The organism is Acidimicrobiales bacterium (genome assembly GCA_036399815.1).
GTDB lineage: Bacteria > Actinomycetota > Acidimicrobiia > Acidimicrobiales > DASWMK01 > DASWMK01.
Map to the genome: position 1 here is coordinate 1 of DASWMK010000022.1, position 18,435 is coordinate 18,435.

At 74.8% G+C, this 18,435-nt stretch carries 20 protein-coding genes; 10 read left to right on the plus strand and 10 right to left on the minus strand.

The annotated features are described in order from the left end of the window. The 5 genes from VGB14_01240 to VGB14_01260 form a co-directional block, all read right to left on the minus strand. Positions 1 to 445: hypothetical protein (locus tag VGB14_01240; GenBank protein HEX9991529.1), on the minus strand; the 445-nt coding region annotated here is incomplete at its 3' end. Between the two features lie 13 nt (positions 446 to 458). Beyond that, complete coding sequence (locus tag VGB14_01245; GenBank protein HEX9991530.1) at positions 459 to 1,223, minus strand: succinate dehydrogenase/fumarate reductase iron-sulfur subunit; 765 nt, start codon at positions 1,221 to 1,223, stop codon at positions 459 to 461. Continuing rightward, positions 1,223 to 3,148 (minus strand): fumarate reductase/succinate dehydrogenase flavoprotein subunit, encoded by a 1,926-nt coding sequence (locus tag VGB14_01250; GenBank protein HEX9991531.1) that lies wholly within the window; start codon positions 3,146 to 3,148, stop codon positions 1,223 to 1,225. The genes VGB14_01245 and VGB14_01250 overlap by 1 nt, the downstream gene beginning before the upstream one ends. Further along, the gene (locus tag VGB14_01255) at positions 3,148 to 3,918 is read right to left on the minus strand and encodes a succinate dehydrogenase cytochrome b subunit (protein HEX9991532.1); all 771 of its coding nucleotides are present in this window, start codon (positions 3,916 to 3,918) and stop codon (positions 3,148 to 3,150) included. Before VGB14_01255 ends, VGB14_01250 begins: the two co-directional genes overlap by 1 nt. Before the next feature lie 39 nt (positions 3,919 to 3,957). Beyond that, positions 3,958 to 5,898 carry a hypothetical protein gene (locus tag VGB14_01260; GenBank protein HEX9991533.1) on the minus strand — a complete coding sequence of 647 codons (1,941 nt, stop codon included), beginning with the start codon at positions 5,896 to 5,898 and terminating at the stop codon, positions 3,958 to 3,960. Positions 5,899 to 5,991: 93 nt separating this feature from the next. On the opposite strand from VGB14_01260, the gene VGB14_01265 reads away from it, so the two are divergent. Next, complete coding sequence (locus tag VGB14_01265) at positions 5,992 to 7,398, plus strand: magnesium chelatase (protein ID HEX9991534.1); 1,407 nt, start codon at positions 5,992 to 5,994, stop codon at positions 7,396 to 7,398. Here VGB14_01265 and VGB14_01270 read toward each other — a convergent pair. Continuing rightward, entirely contained in the window at positions 7,395 to 8,018 is a 624-nt protein-coding gene (locus VGB14_01270; protein HEX9991535.1) for a hypothetical protein, read from the minus strand. The genes VGB14_01265 and VGB14_01270 overlap by 4 nt on opposite strands. A gap of 153 nt (positions 8,019 to 8,171) precedes the next feature. Next, positions 8,172 to 8,909, minus strand: coding sequence for a hypothetical protein (locus tag VGB14_01275; GenBank protein ID HEX9991536.1), 738 nt, complete (start codon positions 8,907 to 8,909; stop codon positions 8,172 to 8,174). Between the two features lie 73 nt (positions 8,910 to 8,982). On the opposite strand from VGB14_01275, the gene VGB14_01280 reads away from it, so the two are divergent. Next, complete coding sequence (locus VGB14_01280; protein ID HEX9991537.1) at positions 8,983 to 11,001, plus strand: hypothetical protein; 2,019 nt, start codon at positions 8,983 to 8,985, stop codon at positions 10,999 to 11,001. On the opposite strand, the gene VGB14_01285 is transcribed toward VGB14_01280, so the two are convergent. After that, positions 10,946 to 11,494, minus strand: coding sequence for an O-acetyl-ADP-ribose deacetylase (locus tag VGB14_01285; GenBank protein ID HEX9991538.1), 549 nt, complete (start codon positions 11,492 to 11,494; stop codon positions 10,946 to 10,948). The genes VGB14_01280 and VGB14_01285 overlap by 56 nt on opposite strands. A gap of 114 nt (positions 11,495 to 11,608) precedes the next feature. Here VGB14_01285 and VGB14_01290 point away from each other — a divergent pair, with 114 nt between their 5' ends. Further along, complete coding sequence (locus VGB14_01290) at positions 11,609 to 11,887, plus strand: WhiB family transcriptional regulator (GenBank protein ID HEX9991539.1); 279 nt, start codon at positions 11,609 to 11,611, stop codon at positions 11,885 to 11,887. On the opposite strand, the gene VGB14_01295 is transcribed toward VGB14_01290, so the two are convergent. Then, the gene (locus tag VGB14_01295; protein ID HEX9991540.1) at positions 11,884 to 12,681 is read right to left on the minus strand and encodes a hypothetical protein; all 798 of its coding nucleotides are present in this window, start codon (positions 12,679 to 12,681) and stop codon (positions 11,884 to 11,886) included. The two genes, VGB14_01290 and VGB14_01295, sit on opposite strands and share 4 nt — an antisense overlap. A 56-nt stretch (positions 12,682 to 12,737) precedes the next feature. Here VGB14_01295 and tatA point away from each other — a divergent pair, with 56 nt between their 5' ends. The 3 genes from tatA to VGB14_01310 all read left to right on the plus strand — a co-directional run bounded on the left by tatA (position 12,738) and on the right by VGB14_01310 (position 14,289). Further along, positions 12,738 to 12,923 (plus strand): twin-arginine translocase TatA/TatE family subunit, encoded by a 186-nt coding sequence (tatA, locus tag VGB14_01300; protein ID HEX9991541.1) that lies wholly within the window; start codon positions 12,738 to 12,740, stop codon positions 12,921 to 12,923. Positions 12,924 to 12,994: 71 nt separating this feature from the next. Further along, positions 12,995 to 13,474 carry a sigma-70 family RNA polymerase sigma factor gene (locus tag VGB14_01305; protein HEX9991542.1) on the plus strand — a complete coding sequence of 160 codons (480 nt, stop codon included), beginning with the start codon at positions 12,995 to 12,997 and terminating at the stop codon, positions 13,472 to 13,474. Next, positions 13,471 to 14,289: a zf-HC2 domain-containing protein gene (locus VGB14_01310; GenBank protein HEX9991543.1), complete on the plus strand. Its 819-nt coding sequence runs from the start codon at positions 13,471 to 13,473 to the stop codon at positions 14,287 to 14,289. The genes VGB14_01305 and VGB14_01310 overlap by 4 nt, the downstream gene beginning before the upstream one ends. 15 nt (positions 14,290 to 14,304) lie before the next feature. Here the strand turns inward: VGB14_01310 and VGB14_01315 are convergent, their stop codons facing one another. Further along, complete coding sequence (locus VGB14_01315) at positions 14,305 to 14,544, minus strand: WhiB family transcriptional regulator (protein HEX9991544.1); 240 nt, start codon at positions 14,542 to 14,544, stop codon at positions 14,305 to 14,307. A 145-nt stretch (positions 14,545 to 14,689) separates the two neighbouring features. Here VGB14_01315 and VGB14_01320 point away from each other — a divergent pair, with 145 nt between their 5' ends. The 4 genes from VGB14_01320 to VGB14_01335 all read left to right on the plus strand — a co-directional run. Further along, a complete protein-coding gene (locus tag VGB14_01320; GenBank protein ID HEX9991545.1) occupies positions 14,690 to 15,703 on the plus strand; it encodes a trypsin-like peptidase domain-containing protein in 1,014 nt (337 codons plus the stop codon). Positions 15,704 to 15,728: 25 nt separating this feature from the next. Next, a complete protein-coding gene (locus VGB14_01325) occupies positions 15,729 to 16,013 on the plus strand; it encodes a hypothetical protein (protein ID HEX9991546.1) in 285 nt (94 codons plus the stop codon). 23 nt (positions 16,014 to 16,036) lie between these two features. Beyond that, positions 16,037 to 18,130 (plus strand): RNA degradosome polyphosphate kinase, encoded by a 2,094-nt coding sequence (locus VGB14_01330; GenBank protein HEX9991547.1) that lies wholly within the window; start codon positions 16,037 to 16,039, stop codon positions 18,128 to 18,130. Then, on the plus strand, positions 18,130 to 18,435 hold a 306-nt coding region (locus tag VGB14_01335; protein HEX9991548.1), incomplete at its 3' end, for a CYTH domain-containing protein. The genes VGB14_01330 and VGB14_01335, both read left to right, overlap by 1 nt.

Genomic DNA, 18,435 nt, shown 5'->3' on the forward strand with positions numbered 1-18,435 from the left:
ACGGCGTCCACCAGTGGCACTCGTCGTACAGGTCCTCGTACACGGGCACGCAGGCGGCGGGGTCCTCGGCGGCGACCGTCACCGCCGGCGGCACCGGCGGGGGCGCCAGGTCGAGGCCGGCCAGCACCAGCCGGCCCGACCGGCTGACCACGGCGGGGGCCAGGCCGGCGGCGGCCAGCAGCGGCTCCACCCCGTCGCCCTCCTCGGCGACGGCCACCCACCGGCTGGCGCACCCGGCCGCGGCCATGGCCCGGCCCAGGGCGTCGACCAGCGCGGGGACGACATCGGGCGAGGGGGCCTCGACCGACAGCTCGCTGTAGACCGGGTGGCGGGCGCTGGCCGTCGCCGTGGCCCGGCCGAGCACGGCGCCGGCGTCGTCGACGGCGACGAAGGACCGCCGCAGCCGGGGGGCGTCGGCGTCGTCGCCGCCGGGGACGACGCGCACCGCGTCGGCGACCTCAGCCCTGCTGGGCGGCCAGGCGGCGGTTCTTCAGCTTCGCCTTCAGGTAGTCCCGGTTCATGTAGGCGATGAAGTCGATGGAGATCAGCTTCGGGCACGCCTCCTGGCACTCGGCGTGGTTGGTGCAGGAGCCGAAGTAGTCCTCCATCGTGTCGACCATGCGCTGCACCCTCGTCCAGCGCTCGGGCTGGCCCTGGGGGAGCAGGTTCAGGTGGGCGACCTTGGCCGCCGTGAACAGCTGGCCGGCGCCGTTCGGGCAGGCGGCCACGCACGCCCCGCACCCGATGCAGGCGGCGGCGTCGAACGCGGCGTCGGCCACCGCCTTCGGCACCGGGATCAGGTTGGCGTCCGGCGCGCTCCCGGCCGGCACCGTGATGTAGCCGCCGGCCTCGACGATCCGGTCGAGCGGGCTGCGGTCGACGACGAGGTCCTTCACCACCGGGAAGGCGCGGACCCGCCACGGCTCGACGTCGATGGTGTCGCCGTCGCGGAACTTGCGCATGTGGAGCTGACAGGTGGCCGTGCCCCGCTGCGGCCCGTGGGCCTGGCCGTTGATCATCAGCCCGCAGGAGCCGCAGATGCCCTCGCGGCAGTCGTGCTCGAAGGCGATGGGCTCCTCGCCCTTCGCCGTCAGCCGCTCGTTCAGCACGTCGAGCATCTCGAGGAACGACATGTCGGGGCTGACGTCGCCGACGTCGTAGGTCACCATCGAGCCGGGCTGGTCGGGGCCGGGCTGACGCCACACCCGAACGGTCAGGTCCACTACTTGTAGCTCCTCTGGGCCAGCTTGACGTTCTCGAACACCAGCGCCTCCTTGTGGAGGGCCGGCGGGCCGCCGTCCGCCGTGGACTCCCACGCCGCCACGTACGCGAACTGGTCGTCGTCCCGCAGCGCCTCGCCCTCCTCGGTCTGGTGCTCCTCGCGGAAGTGCCCGCCGCAGGACTCCTCGCGGTGCAGCGCGTCGCGGCACATCAGCTCGGCCAGCTCGAAGAAGTCGGCCACCCGGCCGGCCTTCTCGAGGCTCTCGTTGAGCGTCTCGTTGGCGCCGAGCACCCGCACGTCCCGCTCGAACTCGGCCCGGAGGGCGGGGATCTCCGACATGGCCTTCTCGAGGCCGGTGGCGTTGCGGGCCATGCCGCAGTAGTCCCACATGAGCCGGCCGAGCTCGCGGTGGAACCAGTCGACGGTGCGCGTCCCCCTGGTCGACAGGAACCGGTGGACCCGGTCGTCCACCGCCGCCTCGGCCCTCGCGAACTCGGGGTGGTCGACGGGGACGGGCGCCTGGCCGAGCAGGCCGGCCAGCTCGTCGCCGATCGTGTAGGGCAGGACGAAGTAGCCGTCGGCCAGGCCCTGCATCAGCGCGCTGGCGCCCAGCCGGTTGGCGCCGTGGTCGGAGAAGTTGGCCTCGCCGAGGGCGTACAGCCCGGGGATGGTGGTCTGGAGGTTGTAGTCCACCCAGAGCCCGCCCATCGTGTAGTGGGGGGCCGGGTAGATGCGCATCGGCACCTCGTTCGGGTCCTCGGCCGTGATGCGCTCGTACATCTCGAACAGGTTCCCGTAGCGCTCGGCGATCGTCTGGCGGCCGAGGCGGCCGATGGCGTCGGCGAAGTCCAGGTACACGCCGTTCTTCCGCACGCCGACCCCCCGGCCGCCGTCCACCTCGTGCTTGGCCGCCCGCGACGCCACGTCCCTCGGCACGAGGTTCCCGAACGCCGGGTAGCGGCGCTCCAGGTAGTAGTCCCGCTCGTCGGGCGGGATGTCGTTCGGGCTCCTGGTGTCGTCGGGGTCCTTCGGCACCCAGATGCGCCCGTCGTTGCGGAGCGACTCGCTCATGAGCGTGAGCTTCGACTGGAAGTCGTCGCTCGGCGGGATGCAGGTCGGGTGGATCTGGGTGAAGCACGGGTTGGCGAACAGCGCGCCCTTGCGGTGGGCCCGCCAGATCGCCGTCGTGTTCGACGCCTTGGCGTTGGTCGACAGGTAGAAGACGTTGCTGTAGCCGCCGGTGGCGAGCACGACGGCGTGGGCCGAGTGGGAGCTGATCTCGCCCGTGCGCAGGTCGCGGACGACGATGCCGGCGCACCGGCCGTCGACGATCACGAGGTCGAGCATCTCGGTCTTGGCGTGGAGCTCGACGGTGCCGAGGTCGACCTGCTGGAGCAGCGCCTGGTAGGCGCCGAGGAGCAGCTGCTGGCCGGTCTGGCCCCTGGCGTAGAACGTGCGGGAGACCTGGGCGCCGCCGAAGGACCGGTTGTCGAGCAGGCCGCCGTACTCCCTGGCGAAGGGGACGCCCTGGGCCGCGCACTGGTCGATGATGTCGACGCTGACCTGGGCGAGGCGGTAGACGTTGCCCTCGCGGGCGCGGTAGTCGCCGCCCTTCACGGTGTCGTAGAACAGCCGGAAGATGCTGTCCCCGTCGTTGCGGTAGTTCTTCGCCGCGTTGATCCCGCCCTGGGCGGCGATGCTGTGGGCCCGGCGGGGGCTGTCGTGGAACGTGAACGCCTTGACCCGGTAGCCCAGCTGGCCGAGCGTGGCCGCCGCCGAGGCCCCGGCCAGGCCGGTGCCGACGACGATGATCTCGAACCGGCGCTTGTTGTGCGGGGCGACGAGGCGGAGGTTGAAGCGGTGGTTGTCCCACTTCTCCGCCAGCGGGCCGGGCGGGATCTTCGCGTCGAGGACGACGTCGCTCATCAGTCGAACACCCCTGTCAGCACGCCGAACGGGAACGTGAGGTAGCCGACCGTGATGGCCACCGCGAACCCCACCGAGAACCACCACCGCCACTTGTTGAACCGGGGGTTGTTCATCCCGAGGCTCTGGAAGAGGCTCCACGAGCCGTGGTACAGGTGCAGCCCCAGGGCGAGGTGGGCGATCACGTAGGCGATCGTCACCGGGATGCGCTCGAAGCTGGCGATCATGTTCCCGTAGGCGTCGCCCCTGACGAAGTTCGGGTTGGCGTTGCCCCAGGTGAAGTCCATGAGGTGGTACAGGATGAACAGGGCGACGATCACGCCCGACCACCGCATGGTCCTGCTGGCGAACGTGGCCGCCACGTAGTCCCGGTCCGACGAGTAGCGGATGGGCCTCGCCCGGTGGTTCATGACCGTCAGCGCGTACGCGGCGTGGATGTGCAGCGCGAGGGCGACGATCAGCGACGAGCGCAGGATCCAGAGGAACCAGGAGAAGTGCAGGGCCGGCTCGCCGACGTGGCGGAGCCACTCGCCGTACCCGTTCACCTCCTCGGGGCCGAAGAAGGCCTTGAGGAGGCCGATCAGGTGGGCGGTGATGAACAGCATCCAGATGACGCCGGTCACCGCCATCACGTACTTCTTGCCGACGGCCGACCGGTAGAGCTCGACGAACCACGGCGCCGGGCGGGGCGGCTTCGACCGCTCGGTCGTCGCCGCCGGGGTCGCACCCGGGGGGTCGGCCGCCCTCGTCACGGCGGTGGACCGCTGCATCTGGGCCTCCGGTCTGGTCGGTCCGCTGTGCTCGGAACGCTACCGGGTGCCAAGCGCACCGGGAGCAACGGCCACCTCCGCACCGTGGCGGGTGGTGGACCGGTGCCCGGGCGCGTGCAGCTCGGCGGTCAGCTCGAGGCACCCGGCCCGGTCGGGGGCGACGGCCCGCACGACGCCGACGCGGACGCACCCGTCGGCCGGCACCCGCCCCCGCCAGGCCCAGCGGTGGGCGCCGCCGTCCCAGCGCAGGGTGGCGGTGACGGTGGCGTCCTCGACCGGCACCCGCAGGTCGCTCACGACGTGGACGTCGACGGCCAGGGGCTCGCCGGGGAGGACGGTGGCCGGCAGCGGGTCGGTGACGACGACGACCGGGCGGCAGGCGGCGACCAGGGCGGCGTGGGCCGCCTTGGGCCGGCGGCCGGCGTCGAGCACGGCGCTCGTCACCGCGGGCACGGCGTCGGCCAGCGTCGGCACCACGAACCCGCCCGTCGGGCGGTACTTCAGGCGGCGCAGGGCGTCGACGGTCAGGCGGACGACCTCGGCCTGGTGGGCCTGGTCGGCGGCGGCCGGCGAGCCGAACCGGCGCCGGACCACGTCCTCGTCCTCGACCGCCGCCCACGGCCCGTCCCCGTCGGGCGCGGCGACGGCGCCGCCGGCCACCGGGAAGCGGACCAGCCGGGGCACCGCCGCGGCCAGCCGGGCGAGGCCGCCGGCGTCGCCCGTCCGCCAGCCGTAGGACAGGAGGTGGGGCGAGCCGAGCACCGGCCGGCTGCCGTCGGCCTTGGCCAGCGCCCGGCGGATGGACCGGTCGAGCCACACCCGGCTGCCCGGCGTGGGCCGGTCGTGCGCGCACCACATGGCGATCGACGGGTGGTGGCCGAGCAGGTCGACGGCGTCGCGGGCGAGCGCCACGGCGTGGCGGCGCAGGCCCCGCGGCGCCGGGCCCTGGAGGGGCAGGTCCTGCCAGAGCAGCAGCCCGGCCTCGTCCGCCGCGTCGTACAGCTCGGGCCTGGCCACGTGGGCGTGGACCCGGAGGAGGTCGAGGCCGGCGTCGACGGCCAGGGCGACGTCCCCGGCCACCTCGGCGCCGCCCGCCTCGGCCATGGCCTGGCGGGTGGGCAGCAGGTCGGCGCCCTTGCAGAACAGCCGCTCGCCGTTCACCCGCACGACCGAGTCCCGCATGGTGACGGCCCGGAGCCCGACCCGGCGCTCCCGCCGGTCGCTCACCTGCCCGTCGGCGACGACCTCCACGGCCGCCTCGTGCAGCGGCCGGTCGCCGAGCACCCGCGGCCACCACAGGGCCGGCGAGTCGACGGCCACCGTCCACGCCACCCGGTTGGCCCCGGCGGCCAGCGGCTGGTCCAGCTCGTGGTCGGTGCCGCCGACCGTCGTGCGGATGGCGACGGTCCTGGCCTCGACCGTGTCGAGCTCGGCCCGCAGGGCGAGCACGGCCCGCGCCGCCGTCGCCTCCCGGCACACAACCGACAGCCGCACGATGCGGACCGGCCCGGTCGCCTCGAGCCGCACGGGCCGCCACAGCCCGCCGGCGTTCCACGAGCGGTCGAGGCGGTCGTCGGCGGCGAACACGCCGGTGAGGGCGGCGCGCCGCGGGTTGGCCACCTCGACGGCGAGCACGTGCTCGTCGCGCTCCCTGACGAGGCTCGTGACCTCCATGGCGTGGGGGGCGAACCAGCCCTCGGTGTCGCCGAGGTAGGTGCCGTCGAGCCACACGTCGCCCTGGGAGAACAGGCCGTCGAAGACCAGCCAGGTGCGCCGGGCGCCGGCCGGCGCCGGGTCGCGGTGGGCGAAGCGGGTGCGGTAGAGCAGCGGGCCGTCGCTCCCGGCGAACGCGGGGGTGGAGCGCCAGTGCCCGGGGACGGCGATCGGCTCCCAGGCCCGGTCGTCGAAGCCGTCCTCGGCGAAGGCCCGCCGGAGGTCCTCGTCGGCGGCGGCGGCCACCCACGGCCCGGCGAGCTCCATCGGGCGGCGAGGCTACCCACCCCGGCCCGCCCAACCGGCGGCCGGGGTCGTTCCGCCGGGGAACGCCGGACCGGCCGGGGATAGGTTGGCCGCATGTCGTCCCGCCCCGCCACCCTCGGCCAGCTCCGTGAGTCGGGCTGGGTCTCCGCGCCGGTGAAGGAGGAGGTGCGGCGCAACGCCGTCGCCAAGATCGCCGCGGGGGAGCCGCTGTTCCCCGGCGTGCTCGGCTACGACGACACGGTCCTGCCCCAGCTGGAGAACGCGCTCCTCGCCGGCCACGACGTGATCTTCCTCGGCGAGCGGGGCCAGGCGAAGACGAGGATGATCCGCTCGGTCACGGCGCTGCTCGACGAGTGGATGCCGATCGTCGCCGGCTCCGAGATCAACGACGACCCCTACGCGCCGGTGTCGCGCCACGCCAGGGACCTCATCCGCGACCACGGCGACGACACCCCGGTCGAGTGGGTGCACCGCGACGACCGCTTCGGCGAGAAGCTGGCCACCCCGGACACCTCGATCGCCGACCTCATCGGCGAGGTCGACCCCATCAAGGTGGCCGAGGGCCGCTACCTGTCCGACGAGCTCACCATCCACTACGGGCTCGTGCCGAGGACGAACCGGGGCGTGTTCGCCATCAACGAGCTGCCCGACCTCGCCGAGCGCATCCAGGTCGGCCTCCTCAACGTGCTGGAGGAGCGGGACGTGCAGGTCAGGGGCTACAAGATCCGCCTGCCCCTCGACGTGCTGCTGTTCGCCTCGGCCAACCCGGAGGACTACACGAACCGGGGCAGGATCATCACCCCGCTGAAGGACCGCTTCGGCGCCCAGATCCGCACCCACTACCCGCTCGACGTCGACACCGAGGTGGCCATCGCCGAGCAGGAGAGCGAGCCCCTGCGGGCCGAGGGCCTCCGGGTCCACGTGCCCGAGTGGCTGACCGAGATCGTCGCCACCCTGTCCCAGCTGGCCCGCCAGAGCCCGCACGTGAACCAGCGGTCGGGCGTGTCGGTGCGGCTGACCGTGTCGAACGCGGAGACCCTGGTGGCCAACGCCACCCGCCGGGCGCTGCGCCACGGCGAGCGGGACGTGGTGCCGAGGGTCAGCGACCTCGCCGCGCTCACCGCCTCGACGGCCGGGAAGATCGAGATCGAGAGCCTCGAGGAGGGCCGCGAGGACCAGATCGTCGAGCAGCTCCTGCGGTCGGCCGTGCTGACCGTGTTCAAGAGCCGGTTCACCCCGGACCGGCTGCGCGACGTGATCACCGCGTTCGACGGCGGCACGGTGGTCGACGCCGGCGAGGACGTCCCGTCGTCGGCCTACGCCGAGCTGCTCGGGTCCCTGCCGGCGCTGCGCGAGCCGGTGCGGGCGCTGACCGCGGACGACGAGCGCCCGGCCGCCGTCGCCAGCGCCGTCGAGCTCGTGCTCGAGGGCCTCCACCTGTCCAAGCGGCTGAACAAGGACGCGGCCGGGCCGAGGGCCACCTACCGGGGCAGGGGCTAGCCGGTCGGCTCGGTGCCGAGCCGCCCGCCGACGCCGTCGAGGATGTCGGCCCGCACGTCGTCCCCGAACGGCCGGTTCACGGCCGACAGCTCCAGCACGCCGACCACCCGGTCGCGGCGGAGCACGATGAGGTCGAGGAACACCCCGACCGGCTTGCCGTCCACGTCGAACACCGCCGCGAAGCGGGCCCCCGTCGTCGTCCGGTCGGCGCGCACCCCGGGCAGCGGCTGGCCGGCCAGGTCCACGATGTTCGCCTCGCCGCCCGCCTCCTTCAGCCCCCCGGCCACGCAGCCGACCCACCCGTCCTCGGCGTAGGCCGCGAACGCCGTGGCGGCCTCGTCGGCGTCGGCGTAGACGGTGGCGAACGAGCGGGCGCTGTCCTGGGTGGCGACCAGCGCGTCCTCGGTCGCCGTCGTCCGCACGTACGTGTTCGAGGTGACGCTGACGACCTCCGCCGGCGACACCGTGCAGGCCCGCACGACCCGGTCGACCACGTCGGCGTCGGCCCCCGTCCGCTCGTCGGTGTCCCGCTCGACCCGCCAGTCGTCGGCCAGGTCGTCGGCGGTGACGATGCTGCGGAAGGCCAGCGACCGGGCCTCCACCATCTCCTGCGCGCTCATCAGGGCCCGGTCCGCGGCCCCCTGGTCGGGGGGAGGGGCCGAGGACACGCGCACGCACCCGGCCGCCGTCACGGCGACCACGACCGCCAGCGCCGCTCTTCGCACTGCTCGCACACCGCCCACATCGGCCGCGCGGGGCGGCGACTTCAGCCCTCAGCCGTCGGGCGTGGTGGTGGTCGGCGCGTCGGTCGTCGGCGGGGCGGTCGTCGGCGGCGCCGTCGTGGGCGGTGCCGTGGTCGGCGGCGCGGTGGTCGGCGGCGCCGTCGTGGTCGGCGGGGCGGCCGTGGTCGGCGGCGACGTCGGGGCCGGCGTCGTCGGCGGCTGGGACGGGGCCACGCTGCTCACGAGCGACGTCGGCGGTGCGCCGGTGGCCGGCGGCGCGGGCGCCGCCGACTCCGTCGTCGAGGTCGTGTCGGGCGAGGCGAAGGTCAGCGAGACGGTCGTGTAGAGCGGCATGCCGTCGCTGTTCAGCACGGTGAAGGTCAAGGTGTTGGGGCCGGGCTGGAGGGTGACGGTCATCCGCCAGACGCCGTCGGTGCCGACCGTCGCCGTGGTCGCCCCGAGGTGCACGATCTCGCCGGCCGGGCCGTTGCCGACGATCTCGACGTCCGCCGTGGTCACGCTCGACCCGTCGGCGGGCGACGTGACGACGAAGCCCGGGTCGGTCGACGCGCCGGGCGGCGCCGTCGTCGTGCTCGACGGCGCGGTCGAGCCGTCCGCGGCCGTCGTCGTCGTCGAGGCACCGGCGGCGGCGCTGGTCGACGTCGTGGTGGTCACCGTCACCACCCGCTCCCGCTTCTCGTGGGTCTGCTGCCAGACGAACCCGCCCACGAGCACGATCAGGCCCAGGATCCCGATGCGGAACGCCCACTTCTCCATACGGGTGGACAACGGTTCGGCACTCCTCGCTCCGCGGGACCACCCCGCGGGGGCACCATTGTGACAGCGCCGCTAGCCTCCGCCCATGGGCCGCGACTTCCGGTACTCGCGGTGGGACGGCACCCAGGTGGGGTTCGAGCTCGGAGCGGACGACGTGCTCGCCGAGCTGACCGACGACCTCCTCTACCACGGGGACCTCAACGCGGCCCTCCGGCGCCTGCTCCAGTCCGGCTTCCGGGACCGCGACGGCGAGCGCCTCCAGGGGATCAGGGAGCTGCTGGAGAAGCTGCGCCGCCGCCGGCGCGACGAGCTCGAGCGGTGGGACCTCGGCGGCGTGTACGACGACATCGCCCGCGACCTGCGCGAGGTCGTCGACCGGGAGCGGGCCGCGCTCGACGACCTCGACCGCCAAGCTCGCGCCTCGGGCGACGAGCGCCGGCGGGACGTGACCGAGCGGGCCAACGCCGAGCGCCGGTCCCACCTCGACCTGCTGCCCCCGGACCTCGCCGGCCAGGTGCGGGAGCTCCAGTCCTACGACTTCGCGTCCGCCGAGGCGAGGGAGCGCTTCGAGGAGCTGCTCGACCGCCTGCGCCAGCAGCTCGTGCAGAGCTGGTTCGACCAGACCGCCGGCGCCATGCAGTCGCCGTCGCCCGAGGCGATGGCGCGCACCAAGGACATGCTGGCCGAGCTGAACCGGATGCTCGAGCAACGGGCGGCCGGCGAGGAGCCGGACTTCGACGGGTTCATGCAGCGCTACGGCGACTTCTTCCCGGAGGGGCCGTCGAACCTCGACGAGCTCCTGGAGGCGCTGGCCCGCCGCATGGCGGCCACCCAGGCGCTGCTCAACTCGCTCAGCCCCGAGCAGCGGGCCCAGCTGCGCCAGCTGGCCGACGAGCTGCTCGGCGACATGGACCTGCGCTGGCAGGTCGACCAGCTGTCGAGGAACCTCCAGCAGGCCTTCCCCCAGGCCGGCTGGGAGCGCAGCTGGGACTTCTCCGGCCAGGACCCGCTCGGCCTGGCGGACGCGGCCGCGCTGCTCGACCAGCTGGGCGAGCTCGACCAGCTGGAGCACCTGCTGCGCTCGGCGACCAGCCCGGGCGCGCTGGCCGAGGTCGACGTGGAGCGGGCGAGGGACCTCCTCGGCGACGACGCGGCGAGGAGCCTCGAGCGCCTGGCCCAGCTGGCCAAGGTGCTCGAGGAGGCCGGGCTGATCGAGCAGAAGGAGGGCCGGCTGGAGCTGACGCCGAAGGGCGTGCGGCGCATCGGCGCCAACGCCCTTTCGGAGCTGTTCACCCGGCTGGCGAAGGACAAGGTCGGCCGCCACGAGGTCGAGCGCACCGGGGTCGGCACCGAGCGGGCCCACGAGACCAAGCCCTACGAGTTCGGCGACCCGTTCCACCTCAACATCGAGCGGACCGTCCGCAACGCCGTCCGCCGCACCGGCGGCGGCACCCCCGTCGCCCTGTCGCCCGAGGACTTCGAGGTGGAGCGGACCGAGCAGCTCGTCCGGTCGGCGACCGTGCTGATGCTCGACCTGTCCCTGTCGATGCCGATGCGGGACAACTTCCTCGCCGCCAAGAAGGTGGCGATGGCGCTGCACTCGCTGATCTCGTCGCAGTTCCCGCGGGACTTCCTCGGCATCGTCGGGTTCTCCGAGGTGGCGAGGGAGCTGAAGCCCGAGCAGCTGCCCGAGGTGTCGTGGGACTTCGTGTACGGCACGAACATGCAGCACGCGTTCGTGCTCAGCCGCCGGATGCTGGCCCGCCAGACCGGGACCAAGCAGATCATCATGATCACCGACGGGGAGCCGACGGCCCACATCCGCGACGACGGCGAGGTCTTCTTCAGCTACCCGCCGGTGCGGGAGACCGTCGACGCCACCCTGCGGGAGGTGGCCCGCTGCACCCGCGAGGGCATCCGCATCAACACGTTCATGCTCGACGCCACGAGCTACCTGCGGGCCTTCGTCGAGCAGCTCACCAAGCTGAACCGGGGCCGGGCGTTCTTCACGAGCCCCGAGACGCTCGGGGACTACGTGCTCGTGGACTTCATCGAGCAGAAGCGCTCGATGGCGGCCCGCCAGGGTCGTCGCCGCCCGGCGTGACGCCGGCCAGCAGCCGCCGGTAGCGCTCGGCCGTCGCCCCGTCGAAGGCGACGAGCACCACCCGCTCGACCGAGGTCGGCGTGGACCGCAGGGTGCGCACGGCGATGCCCGCCGCCTCGTCGGGCGGGTAGCCGTAGGCGCCCGTGCCGATGGCCGGGAACGCCACCGACCGGGCGCCGACCTCGTCGGCGACCTCGAGGCTGCGCCGGTAGGCCGACGCCAGCAGGGCGGCCTCGCCGGCGCCGCCGCCCTGCCACACGGGGCCGACGGCGTGGATCACGAACCGGGCGGGGAGGGCGAAGCCGGGGGTGGCGACGGCGTCGCCGGTCGGGCACCCGCCGATGGCCCGGCAGGCGGCCAGCAGCTCCGGCCCGGCGGCCCGGTGCACGGCCCCGTCCACGCCGCCGCCGCCGGCCAGGCGGGCGTTCGCGGCGGTGACGACGGCGTCGACGTCCAGGGTGGTGATGTCGGCCGTCACGACCTCGAGGTGCACGAGTCGTCCAACTCCCCCTTGCGCGCCCGCTCGGGCAGGGTCCATAGTGACACCGTTGTAATTACACGCGTGTACGGCTCCCGTCGTGCACGGGGATGAGCGGAAGGAGGCTCGATGCGAGACGGATCCGCTCCCGGCGCGCAGGAACAGAGCTGGCAGGAGTACGCGAACTGTCTGGGGGTCGACCCGGACCTCTTCTTCCCGGAGCGCGGCGCGTCCACCCGGGAGGCGAAGGAGGTCTGCCGCGGCTGCGTCGTCCGCGAGCAGTGCCTGGAGTACGCCCTGTCGAACAGCGAGAAGTTCGGGATCTGGGGTGGCATGAGCGAGCGCGAGCGCCGGCGCATCCGCCGGGCCAGGGCGCTCGCCCGGCGCGCCGGCGGGGCGTCGGCCTAGTCGCGGCCGAGGCCCGCGCCGGCCAGGCGGGCCTCGACGGTGCGGTCCTCGGCGAGGTCGAGGGCCGCCCACCGGCGCCGGGGCACGGCGTCGAGCACCGCCCGGGGCACGAGCCCGACCAGCTCGGCCCGGGCGACGGCCACCTCGGCGGCCACCCGGTCGTACACGTCGGCGGGGCCCACGGTGGCCGGGTCGACGAGGTTGGTGGACACCTGGACGTGCGCACCGACGGCGAGGCCGAGGGCGCGCACGGCCGGTCCCCGCAGCGCCCGGGCGAGGCGGCGGGCGGCGGCCAGGTCGGGCTCGGCGAGCCAGAGGTTGTAGGCCACGAGCACGGGGCGGGCGCCCACGGCGGCGGCCCCGGCGGTCGGGTGGGGACGGGGCGGGCCCGTGTCGGGGGCGAGGCCGGCGAAGGCCGAACGGCGGACCTCGGGCAGCGACCGCTCGGGCCCGTAGAGGAAGCAGGGCAGGGCGAGCGCGGCCGCCGCCCACGCCGCGAACCGGTCCCTCGCCGCCACCGCGTCGGCGAGCGGGGTGGCCCCGAGGGGCACGAACGGCACGACGTCCACGGCGCCGATCCGCGGGTGGGCCCCGGCGTGGCCCCGCAGGTCGATCCGGGCGACCGCCTCCCTGGCCACGGCCCGGGGCGCGTCCTCGCCGACGAGGGTGAGCACGGCCCGGTGGTGGTCGGGGTCGGCGTGGAGGTCGAGCAGGTGGGGCCCGGCCGCCCCGGCCAGCGCGGCGAGCACGTCGGGCGAGCGGCCCTCGCTCACGTTGACCACGCACTCGAGCATCGGTGCGAAGGATGGCCGACGGGGGGCGCCCATCGGGCGGTTGGTACGCTCGGACCGTGAACCTCGGCGCGCCCGAACTCCTCATCGTCCTGGCCATCATCCTGCTGCTGTTCGGCAGCAGCAAGGTGCCGAAGCTGTTCCACTCCCTCGGTGAGGCCCAGCGCGAGTTCCGCAAGGGCGCCACCGACGCGTCCTCGCCCGACCGCGACAAGGCCGAGGGCACCGGCTCCACGACGGCCTGACCCGTCGGGGGAACTCCCCGGCCACCGGCGACGTTGACTCCACGAGCCCGACGACGCCGAGCTGGGAGGAGGTGGCGCGGCGGTACGGCGGGTTCCTCTACACCGTGGCCTACCGGCTGACGGGGGACGCCGACGACGCGCAGGACCTGGTCCAGGAGGTGCTGCTCCGGGTGCGCCGGGGGCTGGCCTCCTACCGACCGGGGACGATGGAGGGCTGGTTGAGCCGGATCACGACGAACGCCTTCCTGGACGAGGTGCGCCGGCGTCGTCGCCGCCCGGTCGAGGCGCTCGGGGACCGCGTCGACGAGCCCGGTGACCCCGCCCCCGGCGCGGACGAGGCGCTCGCCGCCACCACGCTCGGCGAGGACGTGCAGGCCGCCATCCGCCGCCTCCCGCCCGACCACCGCGCCGTCCTCGTGCTGTCCGACGTCGTCGGGCTCGGCTACACCGACATCGCCGACGCGCTGTCGATCCCCGTCGGCACCGTCCGCAGCCGCCTCCACCGGGCGAGGGCGAAGGTCAGGGCGCAGCTCGACGGGAGCGGGCGGTGAGCGGCCACCTCGGCGACGCGCTGAGCGGGCTGCTCGACGGCGAGCTGGGCGAGGCCGAGGCGGCCGACGCCCGCCGCCACCTCGAGCGGTGCGCCGCCTGCCGCGGCGAGCTGGCCGCCGTCGACGCCGCCCGCCGGGCGGTCCGAGCCCTGCCCATGCTCGCCCCGCCGCCCGGGCTGTTCGAGGTGCGCCGCCTGCCCTGGTGGCGTGGGCCGGCCGTCGGCACGGTGGCCGCCGCGGCCGCCGCCTGGCTGGTCGTGCTCGGCCTCGGCGCCGGCCCCGACCCCCGCACCGCGCCCGCCCTCGCCGGCCTGCTGGCCGGCCACCGGTCGGCGACGGCGTCGGTGGGCGCGCCGCTCGCCGGCGCGCTCGCCGTGCCCGTCACCACGCTCGGCGGCCCGCCGGGGACGGCGGCTGGACCGGGCGGCCCGTGGGCCGCGCCGGCGGCGATGGACGGCGGGTGGGTGCTGGCCGGCTCGGTCGACCGGGGCGACGCCGTCCAGCTCGTCTACACCGACGGCCGCCGGGACGTGTCCGTGTTCGAGCAGCGGGGCGACCTCGACTGGGGTGGCCTGCCGGCCGGCGGCCGGGTGGTCGAGGTGGCCGGGCGGCGGGTGTGGCTGGCCGACGCCGGCATCCACCGGGTGGCCGTGTTCGAGGAGGACGGGATCGTCGTCGCCGTCGTGGCCGACGGCCCGCCCGAGGCGGCGGCCGCCACGGCCGGCGTGGTGCCCCGCCCGGGGCGGGGGTCGTGGACGGACCGGGCCAGGCGGGCGGCCCAGGGCCTCGTCGACCTGTTCAGCCTGCGGGACTGACCCGCGGCCGGCGGGTCAGCCGACGACGGCGGCCAGCCGGCGGCGCTTCAGGATGCGGCGCCGCTCCCGCTCCGAGCAGCCGCCCCAGACGCCGTGGTCGATGCGGTGGGCGAGCGCGTACTCCAGGCACGGGGACTTGACCGGGCAGGTCGCGCAGATGCGCCGCGCCACCTCGACGCCGACCCCGTCGCTCGGGAAGAACCGGGAAGGGGACTCGTCCCGGCAGTTGCCCGTGGTCATCCAGCTCGTGTCCATGCACCGTCCCTTCCGATCTCCTCCCTTTCTACGGGCGAGGACGCCGTTTGGTTCCCTCCCGTCGCGGACTTGCCGATGGATCGTCATGGCCGAGCCGCCGCGCCCACCCCGCGCGCCACTCACCGCGGCGACCGTGGCCGGTGGCGTGGCGGGCGCGATGGTGGCCGCCGTGGTGGCCGCCGCCATCGCCGGCGGCGCCGCCCGGCCGGCGCCCGTCGTGGCCGGCGGCAGGAGCGGGCTCGACGTCGCCGCCCGGGTGGCGGCGGTCGAGGGCTCGGTCGTCGCCATCGAGACCGGGTCCGCGACCGGGGGCGACGTGTTCGGCGGGGCCGGCTCCGGGATCGTGCTGTCGGCCGACGGCCTGGTGCTGACCAACGCCCACGTCGTCGACGGCGCCGACCTGCTCACCGTCCGCCTCGCCGACGGCTCCGAGCACGGGGCGTCGGTCGTCGGCTCGTCGCCCGACGACGACCTGGCGCTCGTGCAGGTGGCGGGGGTCGACGGGCTGGCCCCGGCCACCCTGGCGGCGGACGCCGAGGTCGGCGTGGGCGACGAGGTCGTGGCCATCGGCAACGCCCTCGACCTGGGCGGCCGGCCGAGCGTGACCCGGGGGATCGTGTCGGCCGTCGGCCGGACGGTCGAGACCGACGAGGGGGTGCTGGTCGGGCTGATCCAGACCGACGCGGCGATCAACCCCGGCAACTCGGGCGGCCCGCTCGTCGACGCGGCCGGCCGGGTCGTCGGCGTGAACGCCGCCGTGGTCGCCGACGCCCAGCGGGTCGGGTTCGCCATCGCCGCCCGCACGGCGGCCGACGTCGTCGAGGACCTGCGCAGCGGCGACGGCCGGGCCGCGCCGGCCTTCCTCGGGGTGACCAGCCTCGCCGTCGGCGAGGTCAACCCGTCCGTGCTCGACCGCTTCGACGTGCGGGCCGGCGAGGGGGTGTTCGTCCAGGCCGTCGTGCCCGGCTCGGCCGCCGAGGCCGGCGGGCTGGCCGCCGGCGACGTGGTCGTCGCCGTCGCCGGCGAGCGGGTGGGCACCCCCGACGAGCTGGCCAGGGCGGTGCGGGGCCGCGCCCCCGGCGACACCGTCGTCCTCGCCGTGGAGCGGGGCGGCGTGCCCCGCGACGTCGAGGTGGTGCTCGGCCGGGCCGCCGGCTGAGCCGCGCCCGGTAGGCTGGCCGGCCGTGGCCCAGGACCCCGACGAGCTGCAAGCAGCCAACGAGCCGCCTCGCGGCCACGTCCGCGTCGTCTACCTCGGGCCGGTCGCGCCGCACTGGGAGGTCCAGTCGGACTTCGGGGACCGGGTCGCCATCGACGAGTTCCGGGCCAGGGCGCTCGCCCGGCTCGTGCTGCTGCCGCCCCACGACCCGCAGTTCCGGCGCAACCGCGAGCGGGTCGCCCGGGACGCCGAGCGGGAGCACCTCCTGCTCGAGTGGGATCTCGGCGTCCCTGACGACGCCGTGCTCTAGGTCCCGGCCCTAGGCTGCGGGCCATGGCCCCGGACGCGGCAGTGCGGACGGCGGGCGACCTCGGCCAGGACCGCTTCCTCAACCGGGAGCTCTCCTGGCTCGACTTCAACGCGAGGGTCCTGGCGCTGGCCGAGGACCCCGGCGTGCCCCTGCTCGAGCGGGCGAAGTTCCTCGCCATCTTCAGCCAGAACCTGGACGAGTTCTTCCAGGTCAGGGTGGCCGGCCTGAAGGACCAGCTGGCCGCCCGCATCGCCCAGGCCACGCCGGACGGGCGCACCCCGGCCGACCAGCTGGCCCAGATCCGGGACAAGCTCGAGGTCCTCACCAAGCGCCAGGAGCACGTCTTCCTCCAGGAGGTGGCGCCCGCCCTCGCCGAGGTCGGCATCCGCTTCTCCCGCTGGAGCGAGCTCGACGAGGACGACCGGGTGTGGGTCGACCAGGTCTTCGAGGAGCGCATCTTCCCGGTGCTCACGCCCCTCGCCGTCGACCCCGGCCACCCGTTCCCGTACATCTCGAACCTGTCGCTGAACCTGGCGGTGATCGTGCGCGACCCGGCCTCGGGCGCCCGCCGCTTCGCCAGGGTCAAGGTGCCGCCGCTCATCGCCCGGTTCGTGGTCATGCCGGACGGCGAGCGGTTCGTGCCCCTCGAGCAGGTGATCGCCTCCCACATCGACCGGCTGTTCCCCGGCATGGAGGTCGAGAGCCAGTACGCGTTCCGGGTCACCCGCAACGCCGACCTCACGCTCGAGGAGGAGGAGGCCGACGACCTGCTGGCCGCCGTCGAGCTGGAGCTGCGGCGGCGGCGGTTCGGCAAGGCCGTCCGCCTCGAGGTGGACGCCGAGATGTCGGCCGAGACGAGGGAGCTGCTGCGCCGCGAGCTCGAGCTCGGCGACGAGGACGTGTACGGCCACGTCGCCCCGATCGACCTGGGCGGCCTGTGGTCGCTGCACGAGCTCGGCCGGCCCGACCTGAAGGACCCGACCTGGGTGCCGGTCACCCTGCCCCGCCTGGCCACCCTCGACGACGACCGCCCCGACCTGTTCGCCGTGCTGCGGGAGGGCGACCTGCTCGTCCACCACCCGTACCACGCGTTCGACACCTCGACCGAGGAGTTCGTCCGCCAGGCGGCGGTCGACCCGGCCGTGCTGGCCATCAAGATCACGCTCTACCGCACCTCGGGCGACAGCCCGATCGTCCACTCGCTGATCCGCGCGGCGGAGCGGGGCAAGCAGGTGGCGGCGCTGGTCGAGCTGAAGGCCCGCTTCGACGAGGCCGCCAACATCGAGTGGGCGAGGGCGCTGGAGCAGGCCGGCGTCCACGTGGTCTACGGGCTGGTCGGCCTGAAGACCCACGCGAAGACCGCCCTCGTCGTGCGGGACGAGCCCGACGGCATCCGCCGCTACTGCCACATCGGGACCGGGAACTACAACCCGAAGACGGCGAGGATCTACGAGGACCTCGGCCTGCTCACCTGCGACCACGACCTCGGCGCCGACCTCTCGGACCTGTTCAACTTCCTGACCGGCTACGGGCGGGCCGTCGGCTACCGGCGGCTGCTCGTCGCCCCGTCCACCCTCCGCAAGGAGGTGCTGCGCCTGATCAGGGGCGAGGCCGCGGCCGAGCCGGGCACCGGCCGGATCGTCCTGAAGCTCAACAGCCTCTCGGACCCCGGCCTGATCGACGCGCTGTACGCCGCGTCGCGGGCCGGCGTGGACATCGACCTCGTCGTGCGGGGCATCTGCTGCCTCCGCCCCGGCGTGCCCGGCCTGTCCGAGACGATCAGGGTGCGGTCGATCGTCGGCCGCTACCTCGAGCACTCCCGCATCTACCACTTCGCCAACGGCGCCGGCCCCGGCCGGCCCTGCTACTACATCGGCTCGGCCGACCTCATGCCCCGCAACCTCGACCGGCGGGTCGAGGCCCTCGCCCCGGTCACGTCGGGCGCCCTCCAGGAGCTGCTCCAGGAGATCCTCGACGTGAACCTGGCCGACGACACGCTGGCCTGGTCGCTCGACGCCGACGGCCACTGGCGGCGCCTCGAGGGCGGCACCACCGAGACCCACCGGCGGTTCCAGGAGCTGGCCCTCGGCCGCTCGATCACCGCCGCCACCCGGTAGTGCTCGAGCGCGAGGCGAAGCTCGTCGCCCCGCCCGGCATGGCCATGCCCGACCTCGGCCCCGACGCCGAGGAGGCCGCCGCCCTCACCCTGGACGCCACGTACTGGGACACGCCCGACCTCCGGCTGGCGAGGGACGGGATCACGCTCCGCCACCGGTCGGGCGAGGGGCCGGACCGGTGGACGCTGAAGCTGCCGTCGGCCGGGGCCACGACGGCCGGCCTGTCCCGCACCGAGCACGACGTGCCCGGGCGGTCCCCCGAGCCGCCGGCCGAGCTGGCCCGCCGGGTGCGGGCGTGGGTGCGC

What these genes read in the sequence shown, in the direction of transcription:
- VGB14_01265 (HEX9991534.1), top strand. Translation starts at nt 5,992, where the DNA reads ATGTCGTCCCGCCCCGCCACCCTCGGCCAGCTCCGTGAGTCGGGCTGG.
- VGB14_01330 (HEX9991547.1), top strand. Translation starts at nt 16,037, where the DNA reads ATGGCCCCGGACGCGGCAGTGCGGACGGCGGGCGACCTCGGCCAGGAC.
- VGB14_01295 (HEX9991540.1), bottom strand. Translation starts at nt 12,681, where the DNA reads ATGCTCGAGTGCGTGGTCAACGTGAGCGAGGGCCGCTCGCCCGACGTG.
- VGB14_01260 (HEX9991533.1), bottom strand. Translation starts at nt 5,898, where the DNA reads ATGGAGCTCGCCGGGCCGTGGGTGGCCGCCGCCGCCGACGAGGACCTC.
- VGB14_01270 (HEX9991535.1), bottom strand. Translation starts at nt 8,018, where the DNA reads ATGAGCGCGCAGGAGATGGTGGAGGCCCGGTCGCTGGCCTTCCGCAGC.
- VGB14_01280 (HEX9991537.1), top strand. Translation starts at nt 8,983, where the DNA reads ATGGGCCGCGACTTCCGGTACTCGCGGTGGGACGGCACCCAGGTGGGG.
- VGB14_01255 (HEX9991532.1), bottom strand. Translation starts at nt 3,918, where the DNA reads ATGCAGCGGTCCACCGCCGTGACGAGGGCGGCCGACCCCCCGGGTGCG.
- VGB14_01290 (HEX9991539.1), top strand. Translation starts at nt 11,609, where the DNA reads ATGCGAGACGGATCCGCTCCCGGCGCGCAGGAACAGAGCTGGCAGGAG.
- VGB14_01315 (HEX9991544.1), bottom strand. Translation starts at nt 14,544, where the DNA reads ATGGACACGAGCTGGATGACCACGGGCAACTGCCGGGACGAGTCCCCT.
- VGB14_01250 (HEX9991531.1), bottom strand. Translation starts at nt 3,148, where the DNA reads ATGAGCGACGTCGTCCTCGACGCGAAGATCCCGCCCGGCCCGCTGGCG.